The organism is Arthrobacter sp. HLT1-20 (genome assembly GCF_054510895.1).
This window is the reverse complement of the sequence record NZ_JBTNDR010000032.1, coordinates 25,369-48,150: the sequence shown is the minus strand read 5'-3', so window position 1 is coordinate 48,150 and position 22,782 is coordinate 25,369. Positions and strand designations below refer to the sequence as shown.

The following is a 22,782-nucleotide window of genomic DNA, read 5'->3' as shown; positions in this document are numbered from 1 at the left end:
CCTCCCGCTCCTGCGAGATCGACCACACCACCCCCTTCCACCAAAACCGCTACGACCCCCACGGAACACTCCTGCCCAAAGGCGAAACCAGCACCGAGAACCTACGCCCCCGGTCAAAATACTGCCACCGCCTCAAGGACGACCCCAGCACCGGCTGGACCATAGAACCCCACAGCACAGGCATCACCAAAACCACCACCCCCACCGGCCGCGAATACCTCCACACCCAAAACGAGGAAGACCTCCCAGCACCCTTCTAACACCACCCACACGTGAACCGCGCAGCGTAGACAACGCTCAACGAAAACCCACCACAACAACGCACAACGGCGACCCACCCCAGGTGAGCCGCCGCAGTTGTAGAAGTGCTATTGGTTATTAGTGCCTGGATTCCAGCTCGTCGGTGACGTCCCCGTTGCTGGTGGCTGTCGTTGCTTTGCTAGCAGCAGTGGGCGCTGTTCCGTGGTTGGTAGCGGGCGCAGCAGGTGCGCCAGCCATCATGCCCTGCAGTAGGCCTATGATGTCCAAACCTGTGGAGTCTTTGATGAGCTGTGTTGTCTGCTGAACGCCTGTGGAGACGTTCTTGCTCAACTGGCTGGCGCCGTCGTTGGAGACAACTGTCATGTTCTTGATCGCAGACATGGGCGCCGCAACCTCGCGGGCCATGGCAGGGAGAACCTCCAGGACCTTGCTGAGGATTGCAGCCTCATTGAACTTCTCATAAGCTTCAGCCTGCGCGGCAATACCTGCCGCTTCGGCGACTCCCTTGGCCTCAGTTGACTCGGCCTGGGCCTGGCCCAAGGACTTGATGACGGCAGCGTCAGCACGGCCCTTGGCCTCGATTACCGCGGCCTGAGCAGTACCGCGGGCAGTTGCGGCAGCAGCGTCTGCCTCGGCGGCAACCCTGTCGCCCTCGGCCGTGAGCTTGCGCTTGGCAAGTTCCACGGTTGCCTCGATCTCAGCGGCTTCCGAGGCCCGGCGTCGTTCCTCAAGTTTTGCATCAGCCTGCTGAATGAGCCGGTACTTCTCGGCGTCGGCCGGCTTGCGAACCTCCGTGTCGAGTTCCTTCTCACGCAACTCGGCCCGGCGCAGTGCAACCTGCTGGTCCCGCAAAATGACCTGCTCCTGCTGCTCGGCGGCAGCTAGAGGTCCGGCCGCATCGGCGCGGGCCTGGCGGGCGTCTGCCACTTCCTTCAGCTCGGCCCGCTTGATGATCAACTGTTGCTGAGCCAGCGCCACTTGCTCATCGGCCAGGGCTTTGGCCTGCTCGGCCTCCTGCAGGAACTGTGCCTCGGCGATCTTGGCGTTCTTTTCCGCCAGGGCCGCTTCCGGGCGGCCCAGGTTGAGCAAGTAGCCGGAATCGTCGTCGACAGATTGGATTTGGAAGGTGTCAATTTCCAGCCCCTGGTTGTGCATGGAGTGCTCGGCCTCCTCCTTCACGCTTTTGGCAAAGGTGGCACGGTCCTTGATGATCGATTCCACCGTCAGGGTGCCCACAATGGACCGCAGGGAACCGGAGAGAGTCTCCTGCGTGTAGTGGTCGATCGCGTCCTGCTGGTTCAGGAATCGCTGGGCCGCCTTGCGGACCGAATCGGCGTCGCCGCCCACCTTGACCTGGGCTACGCCCGTGAGGTGAAGCTTGATCCCGTTCATCGATATCGCCTCAATCTTCAGCGAGACCTGCCGCGATGCAAGCGAAAGAGGGTATGCGCGCTGCGTAAACGGGTTGATGAAGATGCGGCCAAAGACCACACGTTGGCTGTTGGGATCGGGCTGGCTCTTGTTGTCCTTGGAGGAGATGACGAGCGCCTGGTCGGGGCTAGCAATATGCAGGGCCATCCGGGAAATGACAGCAGCAATGATGGCAATCACCACCAATGCGCCGAGTGCAATGATCCAGGGAATGAGGGTCAGAAACATGAGACCTTTCGGGTTTCACGGCGGCCTGTTCTGAGACTTCCAGCCCGCCTCCTGTTTACGATCCTACGGAACTGGGCAAGATTCTCCACATGATGGAGTAATGCTTGCGCACAGCGGGGGCGATCGAGAGGCAAATTAGTCATTCCCAGACTCTTCACAGAATCCTTACAGAGGTTGATCATGAAGTATGAACAATCCAACTACTCCGAGGAAACCTGATCATGTGGTGATTCTGGTTCATGGGATGGGCAAAGCGCTCAAGGGTGGAACCCTGCAGGAGTGGGCCCAGCCGCTGATGCAAAGTTTGCACGACATTGCCCTTGACTACAGAGACCGGAATGAGACCAACGCGGAGTTCCGCTATCTGCCACCGCTCATTGTAGATTCTGCCGACGCCGTCGGTGAATCGCCGAACATCTTCATCAGAGTGTTGCGCGCCAACGCACAATCCAAGGACTATTACGCCACGATACTCATCACCGAAGCGTCGTGGGGGAAAGATTTCCTGCCTGCAACTGCAGGCGCCACCTATGGGTGGGCATGGTGCACGGCGTGGACGGTTATTCGCCGCGCTTCCCGGCTTGTCTCGTGGAACATGGTGCCACAAGGCGCAGCTACCTATGTAAGCGAGAATATGCCGTGGCTACGGCGGATCATGGCCGTGCTCGTAACGCTGCTGGCTTCCCCGTTCATTATTGCGGGCTTGGTCTTGTTGGGAGTACTGATCGCGCTAACCCCGATACCGGCAGTGGGGCGCCTGACTGGGAGCTTCATTTCCCTCTTTGCAGACTTTCTGGGTGATCCTGAAACATGGCAGCGCAAGCCCTTGCAGGCGGCCGCCATGCGCGAAAGAGTCACCCACGCCCTCTTAAAGTGGTCCGGCGACCCGGTGACGGGGGTGGGGGCCACACCCGTCACCGTCCTGGCGCACAGCCAGGGTGCTGCCATCAGCGCCCAAGTTCTTTTGCGAGGTGGGGTGCACGCACAGAATTTCATTTGTGTGGGAAATGGACTTCCCCTGCTTGGCTATGCCCGGTGGGGCGAGCTGATCCTGCCCGAGCACCACATCCACGATCAGCCAATCTTGGGGTTGGATGCACTGATAGTAGAGTCACCCATCCCACCACAAGACCCAATCCAGGACTGGAAGAACCACGCCGCGAGTCTTCGGTGGGTCAACCTTTGGGCCAAGTTTGACTTTGTTCCTGCCGGCCCTGTGGGTGGCACTGCCGGACAAGACAATGAGGAAGCATTCAAGAATATGTACGCGGGCAGATTGGGCGACGACTATGGCCCGGAGGAACACGCCATCTACAACAGCTCCGCGTTGATCAAGGACCACATTGTTTACTCCAAGAATAGGATTGAAGTCATTGATCCGGTGGCGCAGCTCATTTTTAGGGACTGTGCCGTACCGCCAGAAGTGGCAGCCGGCGACCTTTTGCTACCACCCCTAGCCACCGGAAGCCAAACCATTGACACCCGCATGAAGGTACACCAGAGGATGGTGAAATGTTTGGGCATGGGCCGACTGCTGGTGTTCACGGCCGGTGCATTGTTGAGTTGGCAGTTGCTCAGCACGTCTGCCTTCACCGACCCGCTCTTTAGATTGCCATGGATCAGCATGCCGCAAATGCAGTGGTTCAGGCAGAATGATTGGCTCACATGGCTCATCGTTGCTGCAGTAGTCGGAGCCCTGATGCTGCAGATCCTCAACGGATGGCTGTGGGGCGTGCTGCACAGGAGAGTTGAGCGGCGTCGAACGGGAGACGGGAAGCCAGTGCAAGCCGTGGGGCAGGGGTGCCTGGTCGTATATCTGGCTGCTGTGTTCATGCTGACAGTGGCCGTACCTGCGACCATAGCTACAACGGGAACTGCACCCTTTATGGCAGGTTCACCCCTAACCTGGATTCTCGGTTATGGGGGGCTGTTCGCGGTGCTGGTTGCCCTTTCGCTGGTGGGGCGCCCCGTGAAACCACTGCGCGCCCGCCGCCCGGCAACTGAGGACCGCAAGGCGAGTTCGTGATTAAAGCTAGTTCGGTGATAATTACCATTGAGGACGACGGGCCACTCCTGGTCATCATTTTTCTCGTCATCGCGCTGATCTCCATTGGCGTGCAGATACTGGAAAATGCCCGGCAGCGCAGGAAGCTGGCTGTGGAAGCTGGACACAACCAGGAGACGCGGCAGAAGGGCCGGCTGTTCTTTTACACGGTCCTGGTCCTTGGCCTGATCACGCTGGTGGTCAACTACGTCACCGGGATCACCTCCAGCATGGCCGCTGCCCACGTTGATGAGGTGACGGACCCGATCAGCCTGCTGGCCCTGCCGGGCATTGGGTTCACCGGACTGACACTGGGGGTCTACGCCGTGTCAATCGTGGTGATTGCAGCCCTGTTCCTGAAGAACGAACGCATTGAGCTGCCAGATCTACTGGCCGACCTCCATGACGCCAGGAAATTTGGGGCCCTGGACAGTCCCCGGCAGATTGCGCACTACACAGCCGAGTTGGGGCAATTGCGCCACGGCCGGGAAGACGACCGGGCCAAGCAGTTCACGGATGGCGACTTTGACCGCTGGTTTACAGCCCATGAGGCGCAGGAGCGGCCGCGCATGCGTCAGCAGATCCGCTACCTCAGGAACCACCCAGAACACCGCGCACGAACCACGTACCTTCACCGCAGATTGTTTCTCAACTACCGCCTGGCGGCGGGCAAATGGTTGCTGCCACTTGGCCTGCTGGCGGGTTCGTCGTTCATTTTTGGTGCCAAGGAGCTGATGGCTCCCGGCCATGGTGGCACCGACTATTCGCTGGTGGCTGCCTGGATCGTGGCCGGCCTCTTAGGCGTTGCGGCCTTCGCCGGGCAGTACCGCTGTGACGTGGGCAAGGTCCTGCTCAAGGCCCGCAAGGAGTACGTCGCCGACCAGACGGAGGCCGAGTGCCGCGCCATCCTCGAGGAAGCAACCCAGGACCTGCCGGACCCCAACCCGCGCGCATCCGACACCGAATCCACGCGTAGGGGGCTGGGGACTCCGCTGTTGAGCATAGGCCCCTGGGCGATCTACCGACGCACGGCAAAACCCCGCCCCGACGATGATCCGGTGCCCGCACCAGAAAGTTAGGGCTCCATCCCCGCCTGAACGGGGACAAACTCGACGGCGTTCCTGCGGTGGATCTTCTTGTCGTGGCGGTTGAAGCCCTTGGCGTCCATGTTGTTGTGGAGCCTGAAGTCTGCCAGCGCCTGATCGTACAAACCATTCAGTCGTTGCCCCGTGTACTCACCCTCTGTGCCGTCGGCAAACGTGATGGAAATGAGAGTTTTGGACGGGAAATGCCGGCTCATCCGGACAAAGCCCTCGGCGTCTTGCTTGAGTCTAATCATGAAGTAGTTTCCTCTTTGGCAGCACGCTTCAAGGTCAATGAGAGCCCGCTGGTGTCCCCCGCATTGCTGCAAGGCTGGAAGTCAAGACTCTCATATAGATGGCGAGCCGCCGCATTGTCAGTGTTGACCGAGAGCTCAAGGGTCAAACCGGACGCATCGGCCGCATCACAAAGATCGGACATGATGCGCCAGCCCAGACCTTCACCACGAACGCCTGGATCCACACTCAAATCCACGATGCGGACGGCGGAGGCGCCCCAAGCCACCCAAATTCGGGCAACCGGGGCGCCGTCGCGCACCACTATTGTTTCCCCATCACCCCACCGGCTGCCCCACTGCTGGCGCTGGAGGTTTTCCTGCAACGCCAGCATTTCTTCCGGAAGATACTCCCGGCCGGGTGATGCGGCAGTGAACAAGGCGAGCAACCACGGGGAGTCGACTGAACGCCGCGCGCGGTAGCTGATGGGTTCATTCAACGGGCTCTAGTCCCTTGAGGGGTAGATACCCTCAAGGGCGATGATGAAGCCAACCGCCAGGCTCGGCTGTGCGTTGTCAAACGGCACGTTGTTCCCGACCACCTGGCCCGGCGCCATGCCCGACTGTTGGGTAGCCGTGCCGTAGGATCCGCCGGGCGCGGGTGCCAGGTTGGTGCCTGTCCGGTCGGACGTCTGGGTCGATGCCGAAGAAGCCGCGTGTGAGTGGGCGGGCAGGTTAGCGGTGGTCAGGAGTACGGTGTCTTGACCGAACGGCTGTCCCTGGTTTCGCTGTGTGGTCGGGCCTCCTGGGCCTGCCCTGTGCACGGGAACGCGTCCGCGCAGGTCCGGGAGCCCGAACGTGATAGAACCGTTGCCACCGTACGTGGTTCCCAAAAGGGAGAACAAGGCGGCGTTCTGCTGGATGGACAGCAGTTGTCCGTCACAATGCGCCCATCCTCTGGGTGAATAACTGCCGGCAAACATTCGAATTTCGCCAAGAAATGGATCTGCCATGGGTGTTCCTTAGTGTGAAAGGGGCAGCATGGTTGCGCCCCTGCGGTCGATGGAGGCCACTGCCGTGGCAGCACCTTGGGTGGTGAATAAAACTACAGGTCCTGCCTGGGGGTGCTGCACAGTGATCAGCTCGGCGTCGAGGGTTCCCGCCACCACAGCAAAGTGCAGCCGGAACCTGTCGGCGTTGCTGTCGACTTCACCTTTCACGGCAGGCTTGCGAAGATCAACAACCTGCTCCACCCGAAGGGTTGCGCCGCCGTCGACCTTCACGTCCTTGCCCAGCAGGTTGGACCATGCCTGAAAGGAATAGGGTTCACTGGGGGTTGCTGTGGAAGCTTGGCTGGCACCGACTAGCAGCACCAAGGCTCCCGCACCACCTGCGATGAGTGACCGTCTGCTCAATTTCTGTACGGTACCCACGGCTAGTTCCCCTTGAAGGAGAGTGCGAACCGCAGATTGCGCACGGGCTGGCCGGGCGTGGTGTTCTCGACCTTGACGGCCACGTTCTGCTGCGCGGCAACGAGCCCCTCCAAGGCCGCGCTGTTGCAGCTGGTCGCGGCGGCGGCGATGGTGCACGTAACAGGGGTGGCCACGCCATTCACTACGACTGTCAGCTTCACGGCGGCTCCCGCACTGATATTTGCGCTCAGGCCGGTCAAGGTGCCGCCCTGGGGCAGGGTCACGGCCGCGTCACCAACCGCAGGCGACACGCTTGAACTACCTGACAAGGGCAGGAATCCAATAGTGTCGGATGCATCCACAAACTTGACCGATCCGGTAAAGATGGACTGCGGTGCTGCTACACCTGCGGGACCAGCAGGACCAACGGGGCCGGTAAGTCCGGTGTCGCCCTTGTCTCCCTTGAGCCCAGCGGCTCCGATACCGCCCTGGGCTCCTGTGGAACCCGTTGCACCGGAAAGTCCCTGGCTGCCAGCGAGGCCCTGGATACCCTGGATGCCCTGGGGGCCGATTGCCCCCTGGGGGCCAATCAAGGACTGGCTCACCAACGGCCATGAGGCCGAAGCCTTGGGGCCATACATTTTGTAGGTGGCCCGGTCTAGGTAAAAGTCACCATTGGCACCCAACACGTCACTCGGGACCCCTGAACCGCTCAGCACGGAGTTTCCGTTGGTGCCGGCGATGCCCTGGGCGCCAGTCGCTCCTTGGGCGCCCGTGTCGCCCTTGGCGCCCGTTGCACCAGCCACGCCTTGCGAGCCGGTGTCACCTTTGGCGCCCGTAGCGCCCGTAGATCCGGTATCACCTTTGTCGCCTTTGGCGCCGGTGGCGCCCGTCGATCCGGTGTCGCCCTTGTCTCCCTTGGCGCCCGTTGCACCAGCCACGCCTTGCGAGCCGGTGTCACCCTTGGCGCCGGTAGCGCCGGTGGATCCCGTATCGCCCTTCGCGCCTGTATCACCTGTTGCACCAGTATCGCCCTTGGCACCGGTAGCGCCGGTGAGGCCTTGGGAGCCCGTGTCACCCTTGGCTCCGGTATCGCCCGTCGCGCCCGTATCACCTGTTGCGCCCGTATCACCCTTGGCGCCGTTCAGTCCCGGCGCGCCTGCAGCGCCATTGGCACCGGCTGCGCCCGTAGGTCCAGCGGACCCGGCATCGCCCTTGGCTCCTGTTGCTCCCGTGCTGCCGTTGGAACCATTGCTGCCGTTTTGTCCCTTGGCGCCCGGCTGGCCATTGGCCCCTGCGGCGCCGTTCTGTCCGGGAACGCCTGCAGGGCCCTGACCTCCGATGTAGTAGCCGGAGGCGCCCGTGGGCCCGGGAGCCCCTGTGGGGCCCGCGGCGCCATCCTTGCCATCCGTGCCGGCTGCGCCATCGGCGCCGGCTTTGCCTTCGATAGTTGCGGTGGCGTCCTTGCCCCAGGAAACACGCACGGATCCATCCGCGCAGTCAGCAGCGGACTTGCCACTGGCCACCTGAGTCAACGATCCGGCGGAGTCAAGGCAGCCAGAAATGGTGCTGGCGCTGGCGCTGCCTGCCGGAGTGCAACCGGTAGCAACAGCGCCCACCAGGAGGGCTAGGCCAACGGCTGGCAGTATCCTTTTGCGCGAACGCAGTGTTTGGGGCGTAATCGGTTTTTGTGCAGAGTCTTGCGACATGGATTCCCTCGTGGTCATGCGCGGCTCACACTGGATGCTGCTCCGCGGGAAATAATTCAATCAGCCGCTTGAGCGGCATGGCTTGAATATAGTATGACCATCTGGACCACCTCGGATTCAATGGCCGGTTATTTGCCCTCTGGCATTTTAGGGAAGTTAATACTCCTCAACGTCAATTGACTTTCGAAGTGATTTACTGGCGAATGATTCATTGCTGAGGCGGGGCCACGTTCGGCGGTTCATGGCCGTGTCCATGCAGCGCCGTTGAACAACCCCCGAGGCTTGAAAACTAGGGATTTTTGGGTGCATGGGCACCTTGGGTGGCGCCACTTCCCGGTGTTCGGCCGTTGAACTGCGGGCAAATGTGCGGGCGCAGTCCCATCCCCTTGACCAGCCGGTGACACATCCATCGGCCGGAATCCACAGGCATTGCCCCAGGATCCGCATCCATAAAACTATCCGTTTGGACAGTTAATATTACTGTGCGTCTTTATTGCAGGCGCTTGCGTACCATTTCAGAAATGGCTTTGCCATCAAAACGCCCAGCAATTTCAGCGGTAATGGGCTTCATGGCCAAACCCATCTGTTTCATGGAGAGCTGACCCTGCTCCGTCTCAAGTGCAGTGATGATCCGGTCCACGATGGCGGCCGCCTCGTCAGCGCCCAGCGGCTGCGGCAGGTAGGCCTCGATGACCTCTGCCTCGCTGATCTCCGCTGCAGCGCGATCTGGCTCATTCGCATCAGCATAAATCTTTGCTGTGTCGCGTCGTTTTGCCGCCTCTTTTTGCAGCAGGGCAGTTACCTGGGCGTCGTCGAGCTCCACGGGGACCTTGCCCGACTTTTCACGCGTTTCAATCTCACCCAGGACATTGCGCACGGTGGTCAAGGCCAGTTTGTTGCCTGCCTTCATATGCACGACGACGTCGGACTTCAGTTGCTGCTTCAGCTTGGACATGAGCTCCCTTACGGTTTGAAAACGTTGCGGCACAAGCGCCGCGCTAGCAATTATCCTCTGTATTCACGTGGCCGAGGTCAGATCACTGCCGACCGGCTGTTCCAAGGAGCCGTGACCGTGTTGAGAGAAGATCCTGAAGGCCTTGCGAGGAGCAGGTATAGGCTTGGCCCATCACTCTTGGGGAGGCAACGATGGCACGCAGAGAAGTCTGGAAAAGGGCACTGGGGATCCTTGGGCTGCTACTCGGGATGGGGCTGGCCCTGTGGCTGTTGGTGACCAATCCCTGGGCGCTGAGTGGTGTTCTTGCCCTTGTGTTGTGGAGTGCCGTGGGCATTGGCATCATCATTCGGCTGATCCGGACTCCGAGAGGGACCAAAATGCGTGGCGCATTGGGGCCAGTTGCCGACGCAGCCGAAACGTATCAACAATTGTTGATCGGCCGGGAACCTGTCAGCGAATCCATGGAGAAGGCATTCCCGCCCGGCCCGGACGGCAGGGCCAACAGCGGAAGCTGAGCCATTGGCCAGGCCGCAGCGTCTTGCGGGCAGGCAGTGTGCCTGTTCCAAGCGTTTACCCAGTTTGCATCAGTACAGTCCGTAACGGCCGGACCACGCACCAACCGGAAGGGAACCGCCATGCCTAGCATTCGCCTCAGAGCCACGGTTGGACCGTTGCTGCGGTGGAGCCTGTTGCTAGGTGTGACCTTGGGTGTCGTGGCCGGACTCTTGGGCATGCACGTGGTGCTCAGCGTATCGACGAGCTCGGCGCACCATGGCATGGCGGCATCGGCCAGCGCCAGCCACGCAGCGCACGAGGGTGAACTTCTCCCCGAAGCTATCGCCACGCACAGCTCGGTGCACGGACCGGAGGCCAGTCCGGACAACTGCAACTGTCCACCCACTGGCCACGGCGCGGCCGTGGCCCATCACGGAGACTGCTCACCCACACTCGGCCAACAGGCGCCAAGCGTTCCACTGCCGGGAACGCTGAACAAATTTGCCGCCGGGTCGCTGTTCCCGGCCACTCTTGGCCACGAGGCCCTGGACCGGACGCCGCCGGCGCCCTCGCTTGCGCAACTCTCCATAAGCCGCACGTAAAACATCGGCCCCGCCGCCAGGCGCTCCGTAGCGCCCGCAGCCATCTCTCGCGCAAATCGTGCGCCAATGTGCCGCACCCGCCAGCAGCCTCGACGCTGCCACCCACAAATTCTAAGGACTACCGTCATGCCCCAGTACTTGAACCGTCGTGCCTTCATGAGCCTCTCTGGTGCGGCCACGGCCGCCGCGGCCCTTGCCGCATGCACCCCCTCCAAAACCACAGAATCGGTCAACCGCATTCTGTCCACTGACCCGTTGGTTGAAGACTACGAATCACGCCGAGGGGCCACAGGAATAGTTGTCAGCGAAACCCTAACCCCTGCCCCACTGTCCACCTCCCTTAATGGAAAAACCGTCTCAACGTGGGGCTACAACGGTTCATTCACGGGGCCCACCTTGCGCGCCAACGTGGGCGACCGGCTCGCCGTCGACCTCAACAACACGCTCAGCGAACCCACCAGTATCCACTGGCATGGCTTGGCCCTGCGCAATAACCACGACGGCGTCCAGGGACTGACCGAGGAAGCCACCCCGGCGGGCAAACGCCGCAGCTACGATTTCCTGCTCCCCCACCCCGGTACCTACTGGTACCACTCGCATGTGGAAATGCAGCGAGAGCGCGCACTCTACGGTGCCTTGATCGTGGACGATCCTGCCGAGACATTGCACTATGACAAGGACTGGGTGATTCTCCTCGACGACTGGATGGACGGGGTCACCGGCACTCCCGATGATGTGATGAAGGAACTCTCCAGGGGCATGGGCGGAATGGATCACGGCGAAGGAGGCGGCGGAATGGCGATGGGCCACATGCTCATGGGTGCCAGCAGCGACTATCTGGGCGGCGACGCCGGCGATGTTGGCTACCCGCTGCACCTTTTTAACGGGTCAACGGCGCAGGACCCAGACACCATCACCGCGAAGCCGGGTGAGCGAATCCGGCTTCGGATCATCAACGCCGCTGGCGACACAGCCTATCGCGTGGGCGTGCCGGGACAGCAGCTTATCCTGACCCACAGCGACGGGTTCCCCGTCCAGCACACTGAAGTTGACGCCGTCGTACTGGGCATGGGCGAACGCATCGATGCCATCCTCACCCTCAAGGGCGGGTTCACCCCTGTGGTGGCGCTGGCCGAGGGCAAGGCCCAAATGGTGTACGGCTTGGTGGATACCGGCACCGGCAAACCTCCCGCTGCGGACACTCTGCCCACCCGCTTCACAGGCAAAGTGGCCGACGGCGGCAAACTCACTGCTGTTCCCGCAGTGTCCCTGCAGCCAAGGACCCCTGACAGCAAACATGAACTGCGGCTGACCGGCGGCATGGCCAAGTACGACTGGGGCATCAACGGCAATCGCTTTGACATGCACCAGCCGTTCGAGCATGCGTTCAACATCAAGCTGGGTCAGCGTGTGGAGGTGAAATTCATCAACGATACCGACATGTGGCACCCCATGCACCTGCACGGGCACACCTTCCAGGTGGGGACCAGCGGGGCACGGAAGGACACGGTGATAGTCCGCCCCGGGGACACCGTGACCGTCTACTTTGACGCCGACAACCCGGGCCAGTGGCTCACCCACTGCCACAATGCCTATCACGCAGAACGCGGCATGATGGGCGTGTTCTCGTACGTTGTGTAGGGCTCACCCGCGCTGGAAAGGTGAGGGCCTTTCCAGCACGGGCATGCTCATCCCCACTGTCCGGGAAACGATTGAGAGCAACGCTACCCCTCGCCAGGCACCGAAATGGCGATCTTGCCGCGCACCCTGCCCTCCGCCAGGTGTCTCATGGCCTCCGGCGCCTGATCCAGCGGGTAGACGGTGTCCACGCACGGCACCACGGAACCTCCTTCAGTCAGAACAGTCAGCGTCTCAAGGTCGCTGACGCGCTGCCTGGAGATAAACATGATGAGCCGTTGGGGGACCAGCGGCGAGAGCAACGCGGCCCGGAGCTGCTTGCTGATGCCCGTGATGGTTTCCCCCTGTTCCCCGCCGCCAACCACCAAGGTGCCCCGCTTCGTCAGCATGTGCCGCATCCGGCGCACCGGCGTGTTGCCGGCAAAGTCCAGAATCACGTCATACCGCTGGGCGGACGTGCTGAAATCCTCAGCTGTGTAGTCGATGACATGGTCGGCCCCGAGTGAGCGAACGAAATCCATTTTGGCTGTGCTGCACACACCAGTCACCTCTGCGCCGGCAGCCTTGGCAATTTGCACGGCAAAGCTGCCCACTCCTCCTGAAGCGCCCGTGATCAAAACCCTGTGGCCGGCACTGATACGGCCAGCGTCATGCACGGCCTGCAGGGCAGTCCCGCCCGAAATCGGCACCACGGCCGCCTCCTCAAAAGTGAGGCTGGCAGGCTTGGCGGCCAGCTGATTCTCCTTGACGGCGGCAAACTCCGCAAAGGATCCCTTGCCGAAACCGAACACCTGGGCGCCTGGCGTGAACCGGGTGACGGCGGGACCCACAGCCACCACCGTGCCGGCCAGGTCGATGCCGGAAACAGGGTTCTTTGGTCCGCGAAAGCCGAATCCCAGCCGCAACAAGTACGGCCGCCCTGTCATCAGGTGCCACGTTCCACGGTCGAGGCCCGCCGCGTGAACCCGCACCAAGACCTGGTCATCCGCCAGTGTGGGTGTGGGGATCTGCGCCACATGCAGCACCTCGGCGTCACCGTATTTCTCCTGCACGACGGCGTTCATGAGCGTCCCTGCCCGGCCGACAGTCCCGCCAACGTGCTGTGCTTCTTCATTCACCATCAGTGGATCCTTCCCATCCGTGATCCCCAATTGCCATTTTTCTTACTTAGTAAGTCAGCGTACCTTACAACGTAAGACAATGCGATAGGCTGGCTTCATGTCAGTGGAAGAAATCGCCCAGGGTACCCAGCTTCGCGAAGCGCTAAGCAGGGAACGGGTCTTGCGCTGCGCCGTGGACATTGCCGACGCCCAAGGTATCGGGGCCGTCACCATGCGATCCATCGCCGCCGAATTGGGCGTGAAACCCATGTCGCTCTACTACTATGTGGCCAACAAGAGCGCCATTCTTGACGGGCTTATTGACATCGTCTTTAGCGAGGTAGAACTGCCGGGCGGTACAGAGCCTTGGGTGGACGCCATGCGGGCCCGCGCCAACTCGGTCCGCCGGGCCCTGGGTCGCCATCCCTGGGCCATTGGCCTGTTGGAGTCGCGCGCCCAGCCGGGAGTTGCCACCCTGCGCCACCACAACGCCACCTTGGGTGTGCTGCGCCAGGCTGGATTCTCCGTTGCCCTCAGCGCCCACGCTTACGCACTCATTGACAGCTATGTTTACGGTTTTGCGCTTCAGGAGAATTCCCTGCCTTTTACCGGCGACGGCGGTGACGTGGCGGAGATTGCCACACGCATGGTGGAGCAGTTCTCCGGAGGTGACTTCCCGTACCTGGTGGAGACTGCCAGGGAGCATGTCCTGAAACCTGGCTATAGTTTTGGCGATGAATTTGAGATTGGCCTGACGTTGATCCTCGACGGTTTGGCCCGGTGGCTCCCCAGCTAGTAGTCCGTCCCGGCCGGTGAGCGGACCCCAAGGCAGCTGGCATTGCGACGTCCGGGCGGGCAGTGGCAGAAACGCTCAACTGTTGCTCTGGCTGCGCAGCTGTCAGAGCGCGTTTGGGTCCGACGGCGCCAGAGGGTCATGCGGGAAGTGCGGTTCCGGTGGCATGAACAGTTTCGGCCAACGGCAGCTGCGGCATGGTCGCAACATCTTGCCCTTCTTGTATGCGTACTAGACCTTTCGTACACTCCACGCTTGCGCCAGGGCATTTAGGGCCCTGTCACGCGGGGCTCAATGCCCGGGTCGGTGGTGGTTTCCTCTTCCAAAAGGTCCGGCTCCGGGACGTTGAAGGCGATGAATTCCTTCAGCGGCGATATGCCTTCGCCAGGGGCTAAATCGCTGCCAAGCTGCCTGGGTGCTGGAGCGGCAGTCCGGAGCGCACCCGCCACATCGGCACAGAATCCTGACAGAGGGGTCACAGCTTCCACTCAGCCCGCACCGGCAGAATTCCAAGAAGGGAAGTTGCGACTATCAAGGGGAAGAACATGCGTAAAAAGTTGGTCATCTTTGGAATTGCTCTCGTGGTTCTCATCGCCGCGGTGTGGGGCGGCAGTGCCATCTACGCCTCGCTCGAGAACAGCAGAGCTCCTGAGCAGCTGGCCCTGTCCACGCCCAGCGCCGCACCAAGCAGCACAACAGGCAGCACTGCCACCGGCACCGAGGCCCCTGCAGCGCTTGCCGGTGACTGGAAAATCAGCGCTGGCTCGCAGGCTGGCTACCGGGTCAAGGAGGTCCTCAATGGCCAGGACGTCACAGTAGTGGGCAGGACCAGCGACGTCGAAGGTCAGGTGACCATCGACGGGACGAGCCTGAGCGCCGCTCAAGTCACCGTCGCAATGACGAGCGTTGCCACGGACAATAACAGCCGCGACTCACAGTTTCTGGGCATCCTGAAGACAGCGGAATTCCCCACGTCAACCTTTACCTTGACCCAGGCCGTGGACATTGCCGCTATCAAGGACGGCGTCGCCGCGGTGAGCGCGGTGGGTGACTTGACGGTGGCGGGCGTCACCAAGTCGGTCACAGTGAGCCTGCAGGCTCAAACCACTGCCAGTGGCGTGGAGGTTCAGGGGTCCATTCCGATCGTCTTCTCCGACTTTGGCATTGCCGCCCCCAACCTGGGCTTCGTCAAGGTTGAGGACTCCGGATCAATTGAAATGTTGCTTCAACTGAGCAGGTAGGAGCTGGTTATTCGCCGTCGAATGCCAGTCCGCGCAGGGTTAGCTCCCCACGCAACAGGCGGATTGCCTTGGGCCCCACGCCATGAAGTTGCAACAGTTCCGCCGCACTAACGTTCACCAGCTCTTCATAGCGCGTGATGCCAGCTAAGCCCAAGGCTCGGGAGGCAGGCTGCCCTATGGCGCGCGGGAATTCGATGTCGGGTTCGGTGCTTGGATCCGTCACGATTATTGCTCCCAGATGTAGGTGATGAGTCCATTCTTGCGCAGTGGCACCCGTCAGTCAGTGTCCGCCAACAAGTCCAGCACAAACTGAGCCATCTCAAGCCTTCCCGCCATGACGTGGCGCAATTCCGCCGAGTCGGGCTCCCCCAGCCTGTCACTTGCCACGGCTGAGAGGCCAGTGAACAGTGCCATGGACAGCGCATGGCCACGCCGCACCACGGATTCGGCAACACTGACACCCGACTTCGCCAGGCCATCGCAATAGGCGCTCAGGCAGAGCGGCTCCAGCCTGTAGAGGTCACGGCCTCGCATGGCCCCCTCATTGACCCAGCCGGACAACAACTGGCCAAGGTCAAAGCCGGCACAGGCATCGCCGTACATGCCCCAATCAATCACCACAAAATTGACGGTGCCCTCCGGGCCGTTTTCGATTAACAGGTTCTGTGGGCTAGCGTCGCCGTGGGCCGGGAAGGCCGGCAACTGTGCAAGCTCATCCGCTAGCTGATAGGCCCGCCCTGCGAGCGCCCGAAGTCCTGTGATGAGCCCTGGGGTTGCCGCGCAGGCCACGGCCGGTACCCGCCACATGTCGTCGCCCTCTATGCCGGGAATGAAGACGTTTCTGCCCACCCCGTCCAGGTAGTACAGCAGTCTGTCTGCATCCCGTGCCGCCGAAATTTGCGGGCCAAGGTTTGCTACGGCGCTGCTACCTGCCAGCCGCCCCAACCAATGGGCGGCACTGGCAAACGTGGCGTCGGTCCATGCGGCTCCGGGACGCTCCAGAACGTCCTCCATCCAGAGGGCCATGCGCTGAGGGTCAATGTGGATGACGCTGTAGATCTCAGGAAGCCGGCCTCCAGGCGGCAGCGCGTGCCCCAGATTCGAGGCGTAAACCTCCGCTTCGGTACGCCAAGGGTACCGCCGGGCGAGTTCCTCCCTCATGTGCGGGGGAACTTGGTCAATATGCTGCCACAGCAGTGGTGACTGCAGGATTTTCACGACGGCGCTGAAGGGTACGTCCTGCCCGGTGGAATCACCAGGGGTGGCCGCCCCCTGTACGCGCCACAACCCACCAGTGGTCATGTTCAGCACGGGCATCTCAATGCCGGTTGCTTCTGCAGTTGCCACTCTCACGGATTGTTGCCCCGCAGCGGCCGCGGCTATGTCTGCGAGCGCTGTGGGGCCTGGCCTGGCCGGGCCAAGGCGGGCCAGGCTTCCCGGTTTTGGTGTGTCCATGGCTTTGTCCCTCTCGTAGGGGATGCTGTGCCCGCCCTTTCAAGGAGGGGCGAACGTCCTGTAGCAGTAAAGCTAGGGTTTCCCTGTGTGTGGAGTCAATGGTTTTGGGGCAGGAACCGGGCAACACACGTGTTCGAACATAGTTTCGAACACGGGTGTTTATGAGTCTCCCCACAGATGGTTCTGCCGCTGTGGCGCCCACGGGTGGATGTGGGTGGCTGGCCCTAGGCTTGAATCAGCAGGTTTTGTCCACGTATTGCGGGATCAGAACATCAGAACCCGAGTATGTAAGGACGTGCCCCCATGATGGGAGCCCATCACGCTGCCAGCGGCGCCGCCGTATGGCTGGCGTTGACCACACAGTTCACCGTAGGACTGGGCGCACTGCACCACGTCCTGCCGGCGGCACCTGAACGCATCACCCTGGGCATGGGGCTTCTTGAACTCACCCCCACAGCTGTGGTGGCCGGTGCGCTTGTCACGGCGGGGGCGGCGCTGGTACCCGACGCCGACCACAGGCACGCCACCATAGCCCATTCACTGCCACCGGTCTCCAACATCCTGTGCATTCAGGTGGGCAAGATGTCCGGCGGACACCGGCATGGCACCCATTCCGTCCTGGGACTGGCATCCTTCGTGGCGATAGCCTGGTTGGCGGGAATGTGGACCGTTGAGCTGGCCAGCTTTGGCACCATTTTTCCGGGTGCGGGCCTGCTGGCCGTTCTCCTTGCCTCGTTCGCTGCCAAGTCACTGAAGTTCATTCCCGACACCATGCGAAAGTTCCCCTGGGTGGTGGGGCTGGCCGTGGGCACCTTTGTCACCTTGTTCGCCCCGCAGGAACCCTATTGGTTCCCTCTCTCCATGGCCCTGGGCGTGAGTATCCACATCATTGGAGACATGCTCACCACCGGCGGATGCAACCTGCTGTGGCCCCTGCGCATCAGGCCGCCCCGGATGCTGCGCAAAATTCCCCTGCTCAAGAACATCTGGCGCCCCGGCGGAAACATTGCCATACCCCTGCTGGGCAATGCCGGATCAGTGCGGGAATGGCTGGTACTTGTCCCCGTGAGCGGCTACGTCATCTGGGCCATCGCCGACGCCGTCTTCCTCCCCTAGCTGCCGTGGCTGTTAACATGAAGACGGGGCCCGCACATGCGCGTGCCACCCGGAGCGATGTTGAGACGAACGGACAGAATCCCCAAGATGTACATCAAGATCTGTGGCCTTCAAACTGCCGAAACAGTTGCCGCCGCCGTTGAGTCCGGCGCCAACGCCGTGGGATTCATCTTCGCCCCCCGCAGCCCCCGTACGGTCACGGCCGCGCTCGCAGCCGAACTGATTGACCGCGTCCCCCGGGGTATTGAAACGGTGGGCGTGTTCCGCAACCAATCCATTGACGAGGTCCTGGCAACGGCCCGTGAAGCGCGGCTGACAACCGTCCAGCTGCACGGGGATGAACCACTGGCGGAGGTGACGCTCCTGCAGCAGGAGGGCTTGCGCACCTTGCGGGCTTTTTCGGTGGATGCCTACAATGCCCTGGGTCCACGGGAAAAGCTCGCGTGGGAATCCGAGCGGATCTTGCTCGACGCCGTCGAACCTGGCGCAGGCGAAACTTTTGACAGAAGCAAACTGGCCCAGGGGGCACCCCAGGGGTTCTGGCTCCTGGCCGGCGGACTCAACCCGGGCAATGTGGCGGCCCTCGCCCAGGCGCTGCGCCCCCATGGTGTGGATGTCTCCAGCGGCGTGGAATCCAGCCGCGGTGTGAAGGACCCGAGCCTGATTCGCGACTTCATCAGGGCTGCGCGCAGCGTCAGCTAGGCCCGGCTTGCCTCGCTGAAACAAGCGCGTGGCGCAACCTCGGCAGCCTCAATAAGACAATAGACTTTACATAAGCCGTCTTGGCTGATTGGACCTTTGTTGAAGGAGGCGGACATGCTGACACCCGATGACAGCGCTTTGCAGGCGGTGCGGCGCCGGCACGAGCTTCGTGTTTTGGATTCACTGGTGACCCACGGACACCGGACCCGGCGCGACCTGGAGACCGACACCAAGCTTTCCCGCACCACACTCTCCGCCATCGTGGGGGACCTGCGCCACCGCGGCGTCCTGACCGAGATTGACCAGGAACGCCTAGGAGCCACCCGAAACGGCCGCCCCACCAAGGTACTCCAACTCAATCCCGGCGCAGGAGCCACCGTGGGAATCGAGCTGGGACGCCGCCGCCTGAGCATCTCGGTGGCAGGATTTGACGGCTCAACGGTTGCCCATGAACATTGGGAGCTCACCGAATCCATTGGCTTGCAGGGAAAAGTCCAGCTCGCCGCCGACATGCTTCGCGAAATGATCCGGGCCGGCAAGATCACCCCTGAGTCGGCCAAAGGCATGGGTGTTGGCATTGCCAGCCGCCACGCCAACCCCCATTCCCTCTCCGACGGCGATGAGCGCCAGCTGGATCCAGACGGCGCCACATTGGCTCCGCTGCGTGCGGCTCTTCCCATCCCCCTGCTGTGGGACAACAACATCCGCCTCGCCGCCCTGAGCTACGCCACGAGCAGTGAGGATCTCCTCTATGTGGTCCTGGCGGCCGGGGTCAGCTCTGCCATGGTGGTCAATGGCACGCCTTTGCGCGGCGGAAACGGCATCGCCGGTGAAATGGGGCATATTAGCGTTGACTTCACCGGCCCCCACTGCTGGTGCGGGCGTCAGGGTTGCCTGGAGAGCTTCCTCAACGAAGCCAGCGTGCTCACCGAAGCAGCACATCGTGGGCAGGCTTTCGAGTCCATTGCCGCCATTGCCGACGCCGCCGCAGCCGGAGACCCCATCGCCACTGATGTTGTGTCTTGGGCCGGAGAACTGCTGGCGCGGGCAACCATCAGCGCCTGCGTGCTGCTGGACCCCAGTCGCGTGGTAGTTGCCGGGGAACTCTCACAATTTGGCGAACCGCTCCTGGCGCCCACCCGCGCCGCCCTGGCCGAACAGCACCTGGGACTGGGGACACGCACCACCACCATCACGGCCACCCCCTTCGCGCCCACGGCGGGCAGCGACGGCGCAGCCCAAATGGCACTTAAGCATTGGGCCATGGCAACCCTGGGCTAGGGCCCTGCCGGCGAACACCCAACACAACATGCACCCCACGCAGCTGTCCCATCGACTGCTGCCCGGGATGATGTATGGGACGCGCCTCAACGACGCCAAGCTAGAGGGCGCCGTCCTGCCGAAAACGTAGCGGAAATGGCATAAAACTTAACGTAAAGCCTACTTATGTAAAGAGCCTTGACATGATGTGATCCGTGCCATAAGTTTTATCCATGGCACCGAAAGATACCTTCAGCTCCGTGGCGGACCCCACCGCCCGCAGAGAGCACCGCGCACATGGTCAAGCGCCGCTTGAGTCCCCCACACCAGCAGAAAGGCCGGCCAACAAGAAGTCCACAACTGGCCCCGGCAAGCTCAGCCGCAAGTCACTGCTGGGCATCAACTTCGTGTCGGTTGCAGCCGGTCTTGGCGCATGGGCACTGTTCTCCACCGCCGGAATTGTTGGCCTGCCGGGCCCAGGGGAAGTACTGCTCCGCGCAGGAGAGGTGCTAGCCGACGGCACACTCGCCGAAGACACCGGAGCGTCCCTGGCCCGCGTGCTCAGTGGTTTCCTGATCGGTTCGCTGCTGGCCATTCCCGTGGGCTTCTTGATGGGCTGGTATCAGGTGGGCCGGGCCATCATTGAGCCGTGGGTGCAGTTCTTCCGCACCATCCCCCCGCTCGCCCTTCTCCCCCTGGTCATGGTCACCATGGGCATCGGTGAAACACCCAAGATCTTCGTCATCTTCCTCGCGGCTTTCCTCTCCTGCGTCATCTCCACCTACCAGGGTGTTGTCAGTGTGGACAAGACACTCATCAACGCGGCCCGTGTGCTGGGCGCCAACAGCTGGGTCATCTTCCGCCGCGTAGTGGTCCCCGCCTCCTCGCCGTTCATCCTGGTGGGCATGCGCATCGGTCTCGGCGCCGGCTGGGCCACAGTGGTTGCCGCTGAGCTCATAGCGGCCCCCAACGGCCTGGGCATGCGCATGCAACAGGCCCAGCAGTTCTACGACATGCCCACCATCCTGGTCAATGTCATTGTCATTGGCATCCTGGGCCTGCTCATGGACCGCCTACTGCTCATGATCGAAGCCCATCTGACCCGCTGGCAAGAACGCCGCTAAGGACCTCCCATGACAACCTCAACTCAACAAGCCATGATCCGCTTTGAAAGCCTGCGCAAGGAGTTCACCCTCTCGGGGAGCACCTTCACCGCCTTGAATGGCGTCAACCTCGACATAGCCGACGGCGAATTCGTCACCGTGGTGGGCCCCTCCGGCTGCGGAAAATCCACCATGCTCAATGCCGCCGCCGGCCTGCTGGAACCCAGTAGTGGCCGGGTCATGGTTGATGACCGCGAGGTGGACGGACCCAGCACCCGCACAGGCGTCATCTTCCAGCAATACGCACTATTCCCCTGGCTCACTGTCCGCAAGAACGTGGAGTTCGGCCTGGAACTGAAAAAGGTTCCGGCCAAGGAGCGCCGCGTCATTGTGGACCACTACCTGGAACTGGTGGGCCTGACCCGCTTCGCCGACGCCCTGCCCAAGGAACTCTCCGGCGGCATGAAGCAGCGCTGCGCCATCGCCCGTGCCTACGCCGTGAACCCGGAAATCCTGCTCATGGACGAGCCCTTCGGCGCCCTCGATGCCCTGACCCGCGTCCACATGCAGGAACAGCTAATGGAGACCTGGACCAAGGAACGGCGCACAGTCATGTTCGTCACCCATGACGTGGACGAGTCAGTGTTCCTGGCCTCCCGCGTGATTGTGATGGCAGCCCGGCCCGGACGCATCTTCAAGGAGATCAAGATCGACCTGCCCTACCCGCGCACGGAAGAAATGCGGCTCAGCGATGAGTTCGCCCGCCTCCGCGCCCAAGTCTGGGAAGCCGTCTACCACCAGCCCGGTGTGGCAGAAGCCCACCAGTAGAACAGCCTTCCCGCATTATCACCCCCCTACCCCTGCCCCGAGACGGGCAACACCTCTCCAGGAGTAACCATGTCTTCAACCATTTCCCGCCGCAATGTCCTGCAACTCTCCATGGGCGCAGCAGCCATCTCGCTACTTGCCGCCTGTGGCGCAAAAACAGAGGACGCCGGCGCCAACGCGGCCGCGAAGGAAGCGGTGGAAATCAAAGTTGGCTACATCGCCGACTACAACGGCGCAGCCCTGATGGCAGTGGCCGACCAGGAAGGATTCTGGGCCAAGGCAGGCCTGAAGCCACAGTACCTTCCCTTCACGAATGGCCCGCTGGCCATCCAAGCACTGGGCACCAACAACATCGACGTGGCCTACATCGGCTCCGGTGCACTGTGGCTGCCGGCGTCGGGCAAGGCGGAGATCTGGGCCGTGAACTCCGTCTCCAACGCCGACCGCATCATTGCCCAGCCCGGTTTCAAGACCCTGGCGGATTTGAAAGGTAAGAAGGTGGCTGTCCCGGCAGGAACCTCCGGAGACCAGTTGTTCTCGCTGGCCTTGAAGAAGGAAGGCCTCACCCGCGAAGACTTCCAGATCACAGCCATGGAGCCGCCGGCGATTGTTGCCGCCTTCGCCTCCAAGCAGGTGGACGGCGCAGCCCTCTGGTACCCGCTGATCGACAGCGCCAAGAAGGGCCAGCCGGACCTGGTGGAGCTGTACTCCAACGAAGATTTCATTGACCAGCTCACCTTCCCGTCCACTTTCGTCGCAGGACCGGGACGTGCAGCCAAGGACAAGCAGTTGGCCGCCAGTTTCATCTCCGTGGTCAAGAGTGCCAATGACTACCGACACGCCAACCAGGACACCACCATCGCCTTGACGGCAAAGTTCCTCAAACTCAAGGAAGAGGACATGAAGGCCCAGGCCGGCGTCGCCAAGCTGTTCACGTCCAAGGAACTTGAAACCTTGTCCTCCGACGGCACCATCTACACGTGGCTGAACGCCCTGCAGGAACAGTTCAAGAAGGCCGAGAAGATCAAGGAAGTTGTGGATCCCAAGACGTTCTACAACTCCGAACTGTTTGTCAGCGCACCCAAGGTATAGCT

At 61.9% G+C, this 22,782-nt stretch carries 24 protein-coding genes and 1 pseudogene; 14 read left to right on the top strand and 11 right to left on the bottom strand.

What is annotated here, in order from left to right; translation table 11 throughout:
* Positions 1–260, top strand: a pseudogene (locus ACX80Q_RS14995) (hypothetical protein); the annotation flags it as partial.
* Between the two features lie 118 nt (positions 261–378).
* Here the strand turns inward: ACX80Q_RS14995 and ACX80Q_RS14990 are convergent.
* Positions 379–1,920 carry a flotillin family protein gene (locus ACX80Q_RS14990; protein WP_459331335.1) on the bottom strand — a complete coding sequence of 514 codons (1,542 nt, stop codon included), beginning with the start codon at positions 1,918–1,920 and terminating at the stop codon, positions 379–381.
* A 187-nt stretch (positions 1,921–2,107) separates the two neighbouring features.
* On the opposite strand from ACX80Q_RS14990, the gene ACX80Q_RS14985 reads away from it, so the two are divergent.
* Together ACX80Q_RS14985 and ACX80Q_RS14980 are read left to right on the top strand one after the other, a co-directional pair.
* Positions 2,108–3,946, top strand: coding sequence for a hypothetical protein (locus ACX80Q_RS14985; protein WP_459331334.1), 1,839 nt, complete (start codon positions 2,108–2,110; stop codon positions 3,944–3,946).
* Entirely contained in the window at positions 3,943–5,043 is a 1,101-nt protein-coding gene (locus ACX80Q_RS14980) for a hypothetical protein (RefSeq protein WP_459331333.1), read from the top strand. Before ACX80Q_RS14985 ends, ACX80Q_RS14980 begins: the two co-directional genes overlap by 4 nt.
* Here ACX80Q_RS14980 and ACX80Q_RS14975 read toward each other — a convergent pair.
* From ACX80Q_RS14975 to ACX80Q_RS14950, 6 genes are all read right to left on the bottom strand, one after another.
* The gene (locus ACX80Q_RS14975) at positions 5,040–5,303 is read right to left on the bottom strand and encodes a hypothetical protein (protein WP_459331332.1); all 264 of its coding nucleotides are present in this window, start codon (positions 5,301–5,303) and stop codon (positions 5,040–5,042) included. The two genes, ACX80Q_RS14980 and ACX80Q_RS14975, sit on opposite strands and share 4 nt — an antisense overlap.
* Positions 5,300–5,779, bottom strand: coding sequence for a GNAT family N-acetyltransferase (locus tag ACX80Q_RS14970; protein ID WP_459331331.1), 480 nt, complete (start codon positions 5,777–5,779; stop codon positions 5,300–5,302). Before ACX80Q_RS14970 ends, ACX80Q_RS14975 begins: the two co-directional genes overlap by 4 nt.
* Before the next feature lie 6 nt (positions 5,780–5,785).
* Entirely contained in the window at positions 5,786–6,292 is a 507-nt protein-coding gene (locus ACX80Q_RS14965) for a phage tail protein (protein ID WP_459331330.1), read from the bottom strand.
* A gap of 9 nt (positions 6,293–6,301) precedes the next feature.
* Entirely contained in the window at positions 6,302–6,694 is a 393-nt protein-coding gene (locus ACX80Q_RS14960; protein WP_459331329.1) for a DUF6916 family protein, read from the bottom strand.
* Positions 6,695–6,714: 20 nt separating this feature from the next.
* Complete coding sequence (locus ACX80Q_RS14955; protein ID WP_459331328.1) at positions 6,715–8,400, bottom strand: collagen-like domain-containing protein; 1,686 nt, start codon at positions 8,398–8,400, stop codon at positions 6,715–6,717.
* A gap of 490 nt (positions 8,401–8,890) precedes the next feature.
* Positions 8,891–9,355: a GatB/YqeY domain-containing protein gene (locus ACX80Q_RS14950; RefSeq protein WP_459331327.1), complete on the bottom strand. Its 465-nt coding sequence runs from the start codon at positions 9,353–9,355 to the stop codon at positions 8,891–8,893.
* 191 nt (positions 9,356–9,546) lie between these two features.
* On the opposite strand from ACX80Q_RS14950, the gene ACX80Q_RS14945 reads away from it, so the two are divergent.
* The 3 genes from ACX80Q_RS14945 (at position 9,547) to ACX80Q_RS14935 (ending at position 12,093) form a co-directional block, all read left to right on the top strand.
* Positions 9,547–9,870 (top strand): hypothetical protein, encoded by a 324-nt coding sequence (locus ACX80Q_RS14945; RefSeq protein WP_459331326.1) that lies wholly within the window; start codon positions 9,547–9,549, stop codon positions 9,868–9,870.
* Between the two features lie 120 nt (positions 9,871–9,990).
* A complete protein-coding gene (locus ACX80Q_RS14940) occupies positions 9,991–10,452 on the top strand; it encodes a DUF6153 family protein (RefSeq protein WP_459331325.1) in 462 nt (153 codons plus the stop codon).
* 126 nt (positions 10,453–10,578) lie between these two features.
* Positions 10,579–12,093, top strand: a complete 1,515-nt coding sequence (locus tag ACX80Q_RS14935) for a multicopper oxidase family protein (RefSeq protein ID WP_459331324.1) — start codon at positions 10,579–10,581, stop codon at positions 12,091–12,093.
* Positions 12,094–12,176: 83 nt separating this feature from the next.
* Here ACX80Q_RS14935 and ACX80Q_RS14930 read toward each other — a convergent pair whose 3' ends face one another.
* Positions 12,177–13,211 (bottom strand): NAD(P)-dependent alcohol dehydrogenase, encoded by a 1,035-nt coding sequence (locus tag ACX80Q_RS14930; protein WP_459331323.1) that lies wholly within the window; start codon positions 13,209–13,211, stop codon positions 12,177–12,179.
* Positions 13,212–13,308: 97 nt separating this feature from the next.
* Here ACX80Q_RS14930 and ACX80Q_RS14925 point away from each other — a divergent pair, with 97 nt between their 5' ends.
* Entirely contained in the window at positions 13,309–13,986 is a 678-nt protein-coding gene (locus ACX80Q_RS14925) for a TetR/AcrR family transcriptional regulator (protein WP_459331322.1), read from the top strand.
* Between the two features lie 266 nt (positions 13,987–14,252).
* Here ACX80Q_RS14925 and ACX80Q_RS14920 read toward each other — a convergent pair whose 3' ends face one another.
* Positions 14,253–14,462 (bottom strand): hypothetical protein, encoded by a 210-nt coding sequence (locus ACX80Q_RS14920; protein ID WP_459331321.1) that lies wholly within the window; start codon positions 14,460–14,462, stop codon positions 14,253–14,255.
* A 66-nt stretch (positions 14,463–14,528) separates the two neighbouring features.
* On the opposite strand from ACX80Q_RS14920, the gene ACX80Q_RS14915 reads away from it, so the two are divergent.
* Positions 14,529–15,224 (top strand): YceI family protein, encoded by a 696-nt coding sequence (locus tag ACX80Q_RS14915; protein WP_459331320.1) that lies wholly within the window; start codon positions 14,529–14,531, stop codon positions 15,222–15,224.
* 7 nt (positions 15,225–15,231) lie between these two features.
* Here the strand turns inward: ACX80Q_RS14915 and ACX80Q_RS14910 are convergent, their stop codons facing one another.
* Positions 15,232–15,447 carry a helix-hairpin-helix domain-containing protein gene (locus tag ACX80Q_RS14910; protein ID WP_459331319.1) on the bottom strand — a complete coding sequence of 72 codons (216 nt, stop codon included), beginning with the start codon at positions 15,445–15,447 and terminating at the stop codon, positions 15,232–15,234.
* A 53-nt stretch (positions 15,448–15,500) separates the two neighbouring features.
* Positions 15,501–16,679, bottom strand: coding sequence for a phosphotransferase (locus ACX80Q_RS14905; RefSeq protein WP_459331318.1), 1,179 nt, complete (start codon positions 16,677–16,679; stop codon positions 15,501–15,503).
* Positions 16,680–16,982: 303 nt separating this feature from the next.
* Between ACX80Q_RS14905 and ACX80Q_RS14900 the strand changes: the two genes are divergently transcribed.
* The 6 genes from ACX80Q_RS14900 (at position 16,983) to ACX80Q_RS14875 (ending at position 22,780) form a co-directional block, all read left to right on the top strand.
* Positions 16,983–17,795: a metal-dependent hydrolase gene (locus ACX80Q_RS14900; RefSeq protein ID WP_459331317.1), complete on the top strand. Its 813-nt coding sequence runs from the start codon at positions 16,983–16,985 to the stop codon at positions 17,793–17,795.
* Positions 17,796–17,882: 87 nt separating this feature from the next.
* A complete protein-coding gene (locus ACX80Q_RS14895) occupies positions 17,883–18,497 on the top strand; it encodes a phosphoribosylanthranilate isomerase (protein ID WP_459331316.1) in 615 nt (204 codons plus the stop codon).
* Between the two features lie 114 nt (positions 18,498–18,611).
* Positions 18,612–19,778, top strand: coding sequence for an ROK family protein (locus tag ACX80Q_RS14890; RefSeq protein WP_459331315.1), 1,167 nt, complete (start codon positions 18,612–18,614; stop codon positions 19,776–19,778).
* Positions 19,779–19,990: 212 nt separating this feature from the next.
* The gene (locus ACX80Q_RS14885; protein WP_459331314.1) at positions 19,991–20,881 is read left to right on the top strand and encodes an ABC transporter permease; all 891 of its coding nucleotides are present in this window, start codon (positions 19,991–19,993) and stop codon (positions 20,879–20,881) included.
* 9 nt (positions 20,882–20,890) lie between these two features.
* Positions 20,891–21,688: an ABC transporter ATP-binding protein gene (locus tag ACX80Q_RS14880; RefSeq protein WP_459331313.1), complete on the top strand. Its 798-nt coding sequence runs from the start codon at positions 20,891–20,893 to the stop codon at positions 21,686–21,688.
* Between the two features lie 69 nt (positions 21,689–21,757).
* Positions 21,758–22,780, top strand: coding sequence for an aliphatic sulfonate ABC transporter substrate-binding protein (locus ACX80Q_RS14875; RefSeq protein ID WP_459331312.1), 1,023 nt, complete (start codon positions 21,758–21,760; stop codon positions 22,778–22,780).
* The last annotated feature ends 2 nt before the right edge of the window (positions 22,781–22,782 follow it).